Here is an 11,935-nt window from a genome sequence, read left to right as displayed (position 1 = left end):
CACGTCATGCAACTGATTCAGTGCTTTCTTGAGCAAGGGTGGCGCATCACTTTCGCCAGCCCGGCCACCGAGGGGGAGCACAAGGCGGATCTTGGCCAGTTGGGTATTGATGAAGTGAGCATCGAACTCAACAACAGCAGCTTTGATATTTTCATCCATGAACTGCAGCCGGATATCGTCCTTTTCGATCAGTTCATGATTGAAGAACAATTTGGCTGGCGGGTTGAAAAGCAGTGTCCAGGCGCTCTGCGAATCCTGGAGACCTCAGACCTGCAAAGCCTGCGTCATGCTCGCCACCACCAACTCAAGCAATACATCACAAACAGCTCACAACCTGATGATTTAAATGATTTTTTTGAATCATCGCGGCGGGACATTTTCTCTCTGATGGCGACCGGTGATCTGGCCCAGCGTGAAGTCGCAGCGCTATACCGCTCCGACCTCAGCCTGATGACCTCCGACGTCGAAATGCAGTTGCTGACCAGCCGGTTTGCCGTACCACACGCCATTCTGCACTGGTGCCCGCTGATGATCAGCAGCGTACCGGCACCTGCCCGACCTTTTGCCGATCGCGCTCACTTTTTGAGTATCGGCAACTTCCGTCACGCGCCCAACTGGGATGCTGTGCTCTGGATGAAAAACGCAATATGGCCGTTGATCCGCCAACAGCTACCCAAGGCCCAGCTGCATATTTACGGGGCTTACACGCCGCCCAAGGCCACCGCCTTGCATAACGCCGCTCAGGGATTCCATGTGATGAACTGGGCCGAAGATGCCTTGCAGGTCATGTCCGGAGCACGCGTATGCCTGGCACCGCTGCGTTTCGGTGCAGGCGTCAAAGGCAAGATTGTCGACGCCATGCTCTGCGGTACGCCCACTGTCACCACGCCGATCGGCGCCGAAGCCATGAGCGATGACCAGCCATGGCCCGGAAGCATCGCCAGCAGCGCAGCAGGCATCGCCGAAGCGGCCGTGCGCCTCTACCAGGATGAACACCTCTGGCATCAGGCTCAGCGCGCGGGATGGGCCCTGCTTGAAGCGCGATACCAGCATCAGCAGCATTGCGCGAGCCTTATTGCACGGATCGAGGCACTGCGCGAAAACCTTGAGGCTCACCGAACAGCCAACTTCACCGGGGCGATGCTGCGTCATCACCACCACAAGAGCACGCAGTACATGGCGCAGTGGATTGAGGCGAAGAATCGCAATCCCGTGTGACACAGAGGACCTGCAGGAGCCGACTTGTTGGCGGAGCGAAATACCTGACTACGCAGGTATACGCCCCGCTACCAAGCCCACACAAAAATCCTGAATATTATTTAGAATCAAATATTTAAATCAAATAGCTAGATTCTACATCTCATTCCTCAGCAAGTACGTATCCATGATCCAGCCCTTGTCCTTGCGCGCGGCTGCCCTCACCGCTTTGATCTCTTCACAAACCTCGTCCAGCAGCCCGGCAATCAGTATTTCGTCCGGGGTACCCAGGTACGCCCCCCAGTAAATATGCAGCCCCCGATTGAGAAAACGCTCGAATGTGCAGTGCGCGTCCAGCATCACCACCGTATTTTCGGGGGTTTCACCTTCCTCAAGCGCGAGCCTGCGGCCTGTCGTGATGCGGATTGACTCGCCAACGCGGTTCAGTGGAATACGATGCTGCGCAGCAAGGGCCTGCACGCTGCTTATCCCTGGAATCACTTTATAATCAAATAGTTGCGGATCATTCATGAGAATAAGATCGAAGATACGCAACGTGCTGTCATACAGCGTTGGTTCGCCCCAGATCAGAAACGCCGCCGTTTGGCCGGGCTCCACTTCATCCATGATCAAGCGTTGAAACAGCGCCGCTCGCTGCTCATGCCACAGAGCTACACCTCGCTGATAGGAATGAGGATCATCTTCCCGCGAAGGATCGCGCACCTGGAGGATGCGATAGTCGTCATGCGTTATGTAGCGCTCACAGATATCTCTTCTCAGGCGCAGCAAATCATCAACCGCATAGCCCTTATCCAGAACGAAAAATACCTTGGCACGGTTAAGCGCATTGATCGCCTGAACCGTAATCTGCTCCGGATTGCCAGAGCCTATGCCGATGAGAAGGATGGTTTTCATGATTTCATTCGCGACGGGAGCAGTTCACGCCATTGTAGGAGCCAACTTGTTGGCGAGGCGCAATTTCTGACGATGCAGGCCCGACGTCTCGCCAGCAAGTTGGCTCCTGCAGGTTACCCGTGCGCTGTGCGACAGCGCTGTGGACGGCCTCCTACAGCGTCGTTGTTAACTCAGGCGGTTTGATCGCACACCCAAATAGTGCACATTAGTGGCCTGGCATTCTGCATACAGGCCATACCATGACAAAAACAACAAGGGTCACAGACCCGTCGTACGAATTGATGGACGACCATAATGGCCTGTCGATCATCTACCGCGAACACGGCTTTCCCTGCCCGCTGGTGCGCTGGCACTTCCACAAGGAATACGAGTTGCACCTGATCGTAGCCAGTTCAGGCAAGGTCTTCGTGGGTGACTACATTGGCAATTTCTACCCGGAAACGCTGTTCCTCACCGGCCCCAACCTGCCCCACAACTGGATCAGCCAGGTTGCCGAGGACGAAGTGGTCAGCAAACGTGACATGTTGGTGAATTTCACCGATGAGTTGCTGGAGAGCGGCAGTCAGATATTCGCTGAACTGAAAACCCTGGCGCCTTTGCTGGAGCGCGCTCAGTACGGTATCGAGTTTCGCTGTAAACGCACCATCCGCAAAGCCACCCAACTGATGCAGAAGATCGCCGACTCCAAAGGCATCAGCCGCCTTGGGCACTTCCTCATCCTCCTTGAACTGCTGGCCGTGTGCGAGGACTACCAGTTGCTGTCAGGCAGTAATTCAGCTCCCATGGCGGATGAGCACAGCGTAGATCGCACCAACCGCGCAGTGGATTACATCTTCGCCAACTACGCCCGCGAGCTGCCACTGGAAGAAGTCGCGGATTATCTGGGCATGAAGCCCACGTACTTTTCCCGGGTCTTCAAACAAGCCACCGGACGTTGTTACGTCGAATTCGTCAACCGCCTGCGGATAAGCAAATCCTGCGAGCTGCTGGCCGACGGAGACAAGCCAGTCACCGATGTCTGCTTTGAATCAGGCTTCAATAATATCTCCAACTTCAATCGACGCTTTCAACAGCTCAAGGGCATGACGCCTTCGCACTATCGACGCCTGGCCGTTCAGCGCCTGACTGAGCAAAACCTGTACTGATTCACCCCACCTCCTCGCCGAGCGTCTACGCTGAGACTGCGCTGCAGACTGTCGCAGCCCGGTTGCGGCAGTCTCGTATGGATTTTTTCGCCTGCCGACCAGTGCAGAAAAGTATCAGTCGAAGTGTCACGCAGGATTTGTCATCTGCGTCGGCGCCCGTTGTAATCCATGTACATCTTCCTTGCCTCCGGAAGACACAAAAACAATAACTGACCTTCTGTAGCCCTCCGGGCACTGAAGAGGAGTGATAAATGAAGACCTCTGCAAAAGTTCTGCTTGCCGGTACCTGTCTGACACTCTGCGCCACCGCCTCTGCGGGCGACGTCACCATCGCCACGGTCAACAACAGCGACATGATCCGCATGCAGCGTCTGTCGAAAACGTTCGAAGAGCAGCATCCCGATATCAAACTGAAGTGGGTCGTACTGGAAGAAAACGTTCTGCGCCAGCGCCTGACCACTGACATCGCCACCAAAGGCGGCCAGTTCGACGTACTGACCATTGGCATGTACGAAGCATCGCTGTGGGGCGCCAAAGGCTGGCTTCAGGAGATGAAGGACCTGCCTGCCAGTTACGCGCTGGATGACGTTTTCCCGTCGGTACGCGACGGGTTGTCGGTGGATGGCAAACTGTTTGCGCTGCCCTTCTATGCCGAGAGTTCGATCACTTACTACCGCACCGACCTGTTCAAGGCCGCGGGCCTGACCATGCCGGAACGTCCTACCTGGACACAGATCGCCGAGTTCGCCGACAAGCTTACCGACAAGTCCAAAGAACAGTACGGCATCTGCCTGCGTGGCAAAGCGGGCTGGGGCGAAAACATGGCGTTAATCAGTACCGTCGCCAACTCGTTTGGCGGACGCTGGTTTGATGAGCAGTGGAAGCCGCAGTTCGACCAGCCGGAATGGAAGAACGCGCTGAACTACTACGTGAACACCATGAAGAAGTCTGGTCCTCCGGGTGCTTCGAGTAACGGCTTCAACGAAAACCTTGCGCTGTTCAACAGCGGCAAATGCGCAATCTGGGTCGATGCCAGCGTCGCCGGCTCATTCGTGACAGACAAGAGCCAGAGCAAGGTCGCTGACAGTGTCGGCTTCACCTATGCACCTCATGAAGTCACCGACAAAGGCTCCGCATGGTTGTACTCATGGGCATTGGCAATCCCGACCAGCGCGAAAAACCAGGCCGACGCCAAAGCCTTTACCGAATGGGCAACCTCAAAAGAGTACGCAGCATTGGTAGCCGAGAAAGATGGCGTGTCCAACGTACCACCAGGGACTCGCGCTTCGACCTACACCGATGCTTACAAGAAAGCCGCGCCTTTTGCCAACATCACGCTGGAGTCTTTGAAGGCCGTTACGCCAAAAACGCCGACCCTCAAACCTGTTCCCTATGTGGGCATTCAACTGGTGACCATTCCGGAGTTCCAGGCTATCGGGACCTCGGTTGGCCAGCAGTTCTCCGCCGCACTGGTGGGCACGGCAACGCCTGATGCCGCGTTGAAAAACGCGCAGACCTCGACCGAGCGGGACATGAAGCGAGCGGGTTATCCGAAAAAGTAGTCGTTGCTGACTATTGGTCGGGGGCGACGAGCGCCCCGACACCCCGCTTTCCTTTGTCGCCAGGATCTTCGCCATGACAACCTCAACTATCACGCCTCAGGCGGCTACGCCCAGTGCCAATTCGCAAGCCAAAGGCAGCGTGACCAAACCAGGCTGGTTTCTGGTCAGCCCGTCAGTCCTGCTTCTACTGGTGTGGATGGTCGTCCCGCTGGGCATGACCATTTACTTCTCGCTGATCCGTTACAACCTGCTCAACCCTGGCGAGAACGAATTCGTTGGTCTGGAAAACTTCGAATACTTCGTGACCGACAGCGGATTTATTCCCGGCGCGACCAATACACTCCTGCTCGTCGGTAGCGTGCTGTTGATCAGCGTGGTGTTGGGTGTGCTGATTTCTGCACTGCTGGAGGCCAGCGAGTTCCTCGGTCGCGGCATTGTCCGGGTATTGCTGATTTCGCCGTTTTTCATCATGCCCACCGTAGGCGCACTGATCTGGAAGAACCTGATTTTCCATCCCGTGTCCGGCATTCTGGCCGCGGTCTGGAAGCTGTTCGGCGCCCAGCCTGTGGACTGGCTGGCCAATTACCCGCTGCTGTCGATCATCATCATTGTCTCGTGGCAGTGGCTACCGTTCGCCATTCTGATCCTGATGACCGCCATGCAATCGCTGGATCAGGAGCAAAAAGAAGCCGCCCGTCTCGACGGTGCCGGGCCTATCGCTATTTTCTGGCACCTGACGCTGCCGCATCTGGCACGGCCGATTGCGGTGGTGGTGATGATCGAAACCATCTTCCTGCTCTCGGTATTCGCCGAAATCTTCACCACCACTAACGGCGGGCCGGGTTTCGCCTCGACCAACCTGGCGTACCTGATCTACAACCAGGCGCTGCTGCAATTCGATGTGGGCATGGCGTCCGCTGGCGGTTTGATTGCCGTGGTAATCGCCAACATTGCCGCAATCATCCTGATCCGGATGATCGGCAAAAACCTCACCGACAAGTCCTGAGGGCCAAACAATGATGACGCTCAAACAATCACGACGTCTGCAAAGTGTGCTGCTCGGGACGTTGTGCTGGCTGATCGCGGCGCTGATTTTCTTTCCGATCTTCTGGATGGTTCTGACCAGCTTCAAAACCGAAATCGACGCGTTTGCCACACCTCCGCAGTTTATCTTCACCCCGACCCTGGAAAACTACCTGCACATCCAGGAACGCAGCGACTACTTCCACTTTGCCTGGAACTCGGTGGTCATCTCGTTCAGCGCAACGATTCTGTGCATGCTGATCGCCGTGCCCGCAGCTTACTCCATGGCTTTTTTCGAGACCAAACGGACCAAAAGCACGCTGCTGTGGATGCTCTCGACGAAGATGCTGCCCCCGGTGGGCGTGCTGATGCCGATCTACCTGCTGGCCAAGACCTTTGGCCTGCTGGACAGCCGCATTGCGCTGATCGTGATCTACACGCTGATCAACCTGCCCATCGTGGTCTGGATGATTTACACCTACTTCAAGGACATCCCCGGCGAAATCCTCGAGGCGTCCAGGCTTGACGGCGCCAGCACTCGCCAGGAGATCTTCAAGGTCCTGATTCCAATCTGCAAAGGCGGCCTGGCGTCGACCGCACTGCTGTCACTGATTCTGTGCTGGAACGAGGCGTTCTGGTCACTGAACCTGACGTCATCCAACGCCGCGCCACTGACTGCGCTGATCGCGTCCTACTCAAGCCCCGAAGGGTTGTTCTGGGCCAAGCTCTCGGCCGTCTCGACCCTGGCGTGTGCGCCAATCCTGATCTTCGGCTGGATCAGCCAGAAGCAGCTGGTGCGCGGCCTGTCGTTCGGTGCCGTGAAATAACCCGCTGTGTTGTACTAAACACGGCCCCCTGTAGGAGTGAGCTTGCTCGCGATAGCGTCATATCAGGCGATATTTTTGCCGAGCGTCTGCCCCCATCGCGAGCAAGCTCACTCCTACAGAGGTACCCATCAGGTTTAAAGAATAAGAACGGAGGCCACCATGGCTAACCTCAGCATCAGAAATCTGCAAAAAGGCTTCGACGGTCACCAGATCATCAAAGGCATTGATCTGGACGTAAAAGATCGTGAGTTCGTGGTATTCGTTGGTCCGTCGGGCTGTGGCAAGTCCACCCTGCTACGTCTCATCGCCGGTCTGGAGGACGTGACTTCCGGCACTATCGAACTCGATGGCCGTGACATCACCCAGGTCACGCCCGCCAAACGCGACCTGGCCATGGTGTTCCAGACCTACGCCCTGTACCCGCACATGACCGTGGGCAAGAACCTGTCTTTCGCTCTGGATCTGGCCGGCGGCGACAAAGCTGTGATCAAAAAGAAAGTCGATGAGGCGGCGCGCATTCTTGAGCTGGGTCCCTTGCTGGAGCGCAAACCCAAGCAGCTTTCCGGCGGTCAGCGCCAACGGGTAGCGATCGGCCGCGCCATCGTGCGCAACCCGAAAATCTTCCTGTTCGACGAGCCCTTGTCGAACCTCGACGCCGCGCTGCGCGTGCAGACACGCCTGGAGCTGTCTCGCCTGCATAAAGAACTGCAAGCGACCATGATTTACGTGACCCACGACCAGGTCGAAGCCATGACCCTGGCCGACAAAGTCGTGGTACTGAATGGCGGCAAGGTCGAGCAAGTCGGTTCTCCGCTTGAGCTGTACCACCACCCGGCCAACCTTTTCGTCGCCGGTTTTCTGGGCACGCCAAAGATGGGCTTTCTCAAAGGCATTATCAGCCGGGTCGACGCGGACGGTTGCGAAGTGACTCTGGATGCAGGGGCCAGGATCAACCTGCCATTCGGTAATGCACAGCAGAGCGTTGGCGACCCGGTCACCCTCGGTATTCGTCCGGAGCATCTGAACATCGCCAAAGAAGGTGACTGCCAGATGGAGGTCATCGCCGACGTCAGCGAGCGTCTGGGTAGCGACACCTATTGCCATGTGCGGACCCGCTCGGGCGAGGCATTGACCATGCGTATTCGCGGGGACCTGGCCAGCCAGTACGGCGACACGCTCAACCTTCATCTCGATAGCGCTCACTGCCACTTGTTCGACGCTCAGGGGTTGGTGATCGCCAAAGCCTTGCCGGTCGCAGCCTGAAATCAGGAATTATTGTCATGAAATTGAACAAACAGAATTTGTCTCAGCTCGGTGACGGTATCGCCCTGCCTGACTACAACCCTGAAGCCACAACTCAAGGCATTGCCCACATCGGCGTAGGCGGATTCCATCGGGCACATCAGGCGTTTTATACCGACGCGTTGATGAACAGCGGCCAGGGCCTGGACTGGAGCATCTGTGGCATTGGCCTGCGTCCCGAAGACAGAGGCGTGCGTGATGCACTCGCGGGCCAGGATTATCTCTACACGCTCTACGAACTGGGCGACACGCCTGATACGGAAACCCGGATCATCGGTTCGATCAGCGGCATGTTGCTGGCGGAGGATGACATCCAGGCGGTCATCGACAAGCTTGCCAGCCCGCAGATTCGCATCGTTTCGCTGACGATCACCGAAGGCGGTTATTGCATCGATGACAGCAATGGCCAGTTCATGATCCACCTGCCGCAAATCCAGCACGACTTGAGCTATCCGCAAGCCCCGCGCACGGTGTTCGGGCTGCTTTGTGCGGCACTGGCAAAACGTCGCGCAGCAGGGATACCCGCCTTCACTGTGATGTCCTGCGATAACCTGCCGCATAACGGCGCGGTGGCGCGCAAAGCCCTGCTGGCCTTCGCTGCACAAGGTAATCCTGATCTGCACGACTGGATCGCCGAACACGTCAGCTTCCCCAACGCCATGGTCGACCGCATCACGCCAATGACCAGCACAACCCATCGCCTGAAACTGGCTGACGAAAAAGGCATTGATGATGCCTGGCCAGTAGTCTGCGAACCTTTTGTGCAATGGGTGCTGGAAGACAAGTTCGTCGATGGACGCCCGGCCTGGGAACAGGTTGGCGTGCAGTTCACCGACGACGTCACACCCTACGAAGAGATGAAGATCAAGCTACTCAACGGTAGCCACCTGGCGCTCACGTATCTGGGCGCACTGAAAGGCTACCGCTTCGTTCACGAAACCATGAACGACCCGCTTTTCGTCAGCTACATCCGCGCGTACATGGACCTGGACGTCACGCCGCAATTGGCTTCAGTGCCCGGTATTGATCTGGAAGGCTACAAGGACACGCTGATCGAACGGTTCTCCAATCAGGCGATTGCAGATCAGTTGGAAAGGGTCTGCTCGGACGGCTCCTCGAAATTCCCGAAATTTACCGTCCCAACGATCAATCGGCTGATTGTCGACCAGGGCAATCTGGAGCGTGCGTCCCTGGTAGTCGCCGCGTGGGCTCTGTATCTGCAACGCCACGAAGGCGAAAACGGGGTTGCCTATAAGGTCGTCGACCCGCGCGCTGAATTCTGCAAGGCGCTGGTGGCCGATGATGTATTGATCACGCAGCGCTTGCTGGCAGTCGAGGAGATATTTGGTGCAGCTATCCCTCAGTCCGCCGAATTCGTCGCAGCCTTCGAAAAGAATCTGAACAGCCTCAAGCAGTTGGGCGTCAGCAAAACGCTGGAAAACCTGTTGGCTAAAACCGTGTGAGGTGCGCATGTTTCTTGGAATCGATTGCGGCACCCAAGGCACCAAGGCCATCGTACTCGACGCTGCCTCAGGCCAAGTGCTGGGACAGGGATCAGCCTCGCACAGCATGATCAGCGGCCATAATGGCCGACGTGAGCAGAACGTCGAACAATGGCTGTCAGCCTTCGAGCAGGCGACTGCCGAGGCGCTTCTTCAGGCGGGAATATCCGGGCAGCAGATCCTCGGCATTGGCGTATCCGGCCAACAACATGGCTTGGTACTGCTCGACGATAACGGCCAGGTGCTGCGCCCGGCGAAGCTGTGGTGCGATACCGAAAGCGCGCCGCAGAATGATCGATTACTGGAATATCTGGGAGGCGAAAGCGGCTCGCTGGAGCGCCTGGGTATCGCAATCGCGCCGGGCTACACCGTGTCGAAGCTGCTCTGGACCAAGGAGGAGCATCCCTCGATATTTGAGCGGATCGCCAAAATCCTGTTGCCCCATGACTACCTCAACTACTGGCTCACCGGCCGTTGCGCCAGTGAGTATGGCGATGCCTCGGGCACCGGGTATTTCAATGTGCGCAGCCGTCAGTGGGATCTGGCACTACTCGAACACATTGACCCCAGTGGCAACTTGAGCCGCGCGCTGCCCGAGTTGCTTGAAGCGCACCAGCCGGTGGGCACTGTTTTACCGGATATCGCGAGGCGTCTGGGCATTAACCCGCAGGCGCTGGTCTCCAGCGGTGGCGGCGACAACATGATGGGCGCCATCGGCACCGGAAACATCCATCCGGGTGCGATCACCATGAGCCTTGGTTCTTCGGGTACCGTCTATGCGTTTGCCGACCGGGCAAGTGTCAGTGAGCAGGCGTCAGTGGCAACCTTCTGCTCTTCGTCCGGCGGCTGGCTCCCGCTGATTTGCACGATGAACCTGACCAATGCGACGGGTGCCGTTCGTGAGCTGCTGGGACTGGATATCGCGGCCTTTAACCAGGCCGTCAACCAGGCCCCGATCGGCGCCGAAGGCGTGTCGATGCTGCCGTTTCTCAATGGCGAGCGTGTCCCCGCCCTGCCCCATGCCACCGGCAGCATACTCGGCCTGGACGCCACCAACCTCACCCAGGCCAACCTGTGCCGGGCGGTCGTCGAAGGCACCACCTTCGGTTTGCGTTATGGCCTTGACCTGCTGCGTGCAAGCGGTATCAGAAGCGATAACATTCGCCTGATTGGAGGTGGAGCCAAAAGTCCGGTTTGGCGGCAGATCGTTGCCGACATTATGGATACTCCCGTGGTCTGTACCGAGCAGGCTGAAGCCGCAGCTTTAGGTGCCGCCATTCAGGCAGCCTGGTGTCATGCCAGCGCCGACCCGGCCGGGGAAAGTCTGGACAGTCTGTGCGCCCGCTGCGTGAGTCTGGATAACAGCAGTGAAACCCGGCCCATTGCCCAGAACGTCGTTGCCTATCAGCAGGTTTATCAGCGGTATCGTGACCAGTTGCAGGCCATCTAGGCCGCACCGGTGAAATTATTTCAGGGAGCATCTATGTTTCTCGTTTGTGGCGAAGCACTGTTCGACTTCTTCAGCCAGCCCGACGGTGGCAGGCAACTCAACAAAATCGGCTTTCAGGCCATTGCGGGCGGCTCGCCATTCAATGTCGCAGTGGGTTTGCGGCGCCTGGGCGTAGACGCCGGACTGTTCGCTGGCCTTTCCACCGACTATCTAGGCCAGCGGCTGCGCAACGTGCTGGAGCACGAAGGGGTAAAACCCGATTACCTGATCAGCTTCGATGCACCCACCACGCTGGCCATGGTTGCAGTGGACGTCGATGGTTCGCCTCATTACAGTTTTCGCGGTGAGGGCTGTGCCGATCGCAAGTTGCAGCTGGAACATCTGCCGGAGCTTGATCCGCAAGTGCGCGGCATTCATGTCGGTTCGTTTTCACTGGTGGTTCAGCCTGTCGCCGACACGCTGCTGGCACTGGTAAGCCGAGAGAGCGGGAAGCGACTGATTACCCTTGACCCTAATGTGCGCCTCAACCCTGCACCCGATATCAGCCGTTGGCGCGAGCAGATCAGCGCTTTCGCCGAGCACGCTCACATCATCAAGGTCAGCGACGAGGACCTGGGCCTGCTTTACCCCGACAAAGACCCACAGACCATCGCTCAAAGCTGGCTAAGCAAGCGCTGCCAGCTTGTGGTGCTGACCCAGGGAACTCAGGGTGCGACGGTCTTCACCCGCCAGCACGGTAGCTGGTCAGTGCCGGCACAAACCGTGAAAACTGCTGATACCGTGGGTGCGGGCGATACTTTTCAGGCTGCCTTGATAACCTTCTTGAGCGAGCGCGGGCTGGATGACCCGCTCAGCTTGCCAACCCTGCGCAAGGACACGGTTGATGAGATGCTCAAGTTCGCAGTACAGGCCGCCGCGCTGACCTGTACCAAAGTCGGGCCGGACTTGCCGTATCGGGATCAGTTGGAGTGAAACAGATGTAGACTGCACGGCTGCAGGCTACTGGATTGAA

Annotated in this window: 10 protein-coding genes; 9 read left to right on the top strand and 1 reads right to left on the bottom strand. The window is 57.5% G+C overall.

Translation table 11 applies throughout. The annotated features are described in order from the left end of the window. Positions 1-6: 6 nt before the first annotated feature. A complete protein-coding gene (locus AUC61_RS14205) occupies positions 7-1,218 on the top strand; it encodes a glycosyltransferase (protein WP_243247075.1) in 1,212 nt (403 codons plus the stop codon). 135 nt (positions 1,219-1,353) lie between these two features. On the opposite strand, the gene cobF is transcribed toward AUC61_RS14205, so the two are convergent. Beyond that, on the bottom strand, positions 1,354-2,112 hold the full coding sequence (gene cobF, locus AUC61_RS14200; RefSeq protein WP_243246892.1) for a precorrin-6A synthase (deacetylating): 759 nt from the start codon (positions 2,110-2,112) through the stop codon (positions 1,354-1,356). A 239-nt stretch (positions 2,113-2,351) separates the two neighbouring features. Between cobF and AUC61_RS14195 the strand changes: the two genes are divergently transcribed. The 8 genes from AUC61_RS14195 (at position 2,352) to AUC61_RS14160 (ending at position 11,895) form a co-directional block, all read left to right on the top strand. Then, the gene (locus AUC61_RS14195; RefSeq protein ID WP_243246891.1) at positions 2,352-3,257 is read left to right on the top strand and encodes an AraC family transcriptional regulator; all 906 of its coding nucleotides are present in this window, start codon (positions 2,352-2,354) and stop codon (positions 3,255-3,257) included. 251 nt (positions 3,258-3,508) lie between these two features. After that, positions 3,509-4,819: an ABC transporter substrate-binding protein gene (locus AUC61_RS14190; protein WP_243246890.1), complete on the top strand. Its 1,311-nt coding sequence runs from the start codon at positions 3,509-3,511 to the stop codon at positions 4,817-4,819. 73 nt (positions 4,820-4,892) lie between these two features. Further along, positions 4,893-5,825 (top strand): carbohydrate ABC transporter permease, encoded by a 933-nt coding sequence (locus tag AUC61_RS14185; protein ID WP_243246889.1) that lies wholly within the window; start codon positions 4,893-4,895, stop codon positions 5,823-5,825. 10 nt (positions 5,826-5,835) lie between these two features. Beyond that, entirely contained in the window at positions 5,836-6,669 is an 834-nt protein-coding gene (locus AUC61_RS14180; RefSeq protein WP_095093944.1) for a carbohydrate ABC transporter permease, read from the top strand. 159 nt (positions 6,670-6,828) lie between these two features. Beyond that, positions 6,829-7,932 carry an ABC transporter ATP-binding protein gene (locus tag AUC61_RS14175; RefSeq protein WP_243246888.1) on the top strand — a complete coding sequence of 368 codons (1,104 nt, stop codon included), beginning with the start codon at positions 6,829-6,831 and terminating at the stop codon, positions 7,930-7,932. Between the two features lie 17 nt (positions 7,933-7,949). Further along, positions 7,950-9,434 carry a mannitol dehydrogenase family protein gene (locus tag AUC61_RS14170; RefSeq protein ID WP_243246887.1) on the top strand — a complete coding sequence of 495 codons (1,485 nt, stop codon included), beginning with the start codon at positions 7,950-7,952 and terminating at the stop codon, positions 9,432-9,434. Between the two features lie 7 nt (positions 9,435-9,441). Beyond that, complete coding sequence (gene xylB, locus AUC61_RS14165) at positions 9,442-10,923, top strand: xylulokinase (protein WP_243246886.1); 1,482 nt, start codon at positions 9,442-9,444, stop codon at positions 10,921-10,923. A gap of 33 nt (positions 10,924-10,956) precedes the next feature. Beyond that, complete coding sequence (locus tag AUC61_RS14160) at positions 10,957-11,895, top strand: carbohydrate kinase family protein (protein ID WP_243246885.1); 939 nt, start codon at positions 10,957-10,959, stop codon at positions 11,893-11,895. Positions 11,896-11,935: the final 40 nt, after the last annotated feature.

It is taken from the genome of Pseudomonas maioricensis (genome assembly GCF_022790535.1).
GTDB lineage: Bacteria > Pseudomonadota > Gammaproteobacteria > Pseudomonadales > Pseudomonadaceae > Aquipseudomonas > Aquipseudomonas maioricensis.
This window is presented reverse-complemented; position numbering and strand designations above follow the sequence as displayed.

Bases quoted from the DNA above. Each gene is read 5' to 3' on its own strand.
- cobF (WP_243246892.1), bottom strand. From the start codon at position 2,112: ATGAAAACCATCCTTCTCATCGGCATAGGCTCTGGCAATCCGGAGCAG.
- xylB (WP_243246886.1), top strand. From the start codon at position 9,442: ATGTTTCTTGGAATCGATTGCGGCACCCAAGGCACCAAGGCCATCGTA.
- AUC61_RS14175 (WP_243246888.1), top strand. From the start codon at position 6,829: ATGGCTAACCTCAGCATCAGAAATCTGCAAAAAGGCTTCGACGGTCAC.
- AUC61_RS14195 (WP_243246891.1), top strand. From the start codon at position 2,352: ATGACAAAAACAACAAGGGTCACAGACCCGTCGTACGAATTGATGGAC.
- AUC61_RS14160 (WP_243246885.1), top strand. From the start codon at position 10,957: ATGTTTCTCGTTTGTGGCGAAGCACTGTTCGACTTCTTCAGCCAGCCC.
- AUC61_RS14180 (WP_095093944.1), top strand. From the start codon at position 5,836: ATGATGACGCTCAAACAATCACGACGTCTGCAAAGTGTGCTGCTCGGG.
- AUC61_RS14170 (WP_243246887.1), top strand. From the start codon at position 7,950: ATGAAATTGAACAAACAGAATTTGTCTCAGCTCGGTGACGGTATCGCC.
- AUC61_RS14205 (WP_243247075.1), top strand. From the start codon at position 7: ATGCAACTGATTCAGTGCTTTCTTGAGCAAGGGTGGCGCATCACTTTC.
- AUC61_RS14190 (WP_243246890.1), top strand. From the start codon at position 3,509: ATGAAGACCTCTGCAAAAGTTCTGCTTGCCGGTACCTGTCTGACACTC.
- AUC61_RS14185 (WP_243246889.1), top strand. From the start codon at position 4,893: ATGACAACCTCAACTATCACGCCTCAGGCGGCTACGCCCAGTGCCAAT.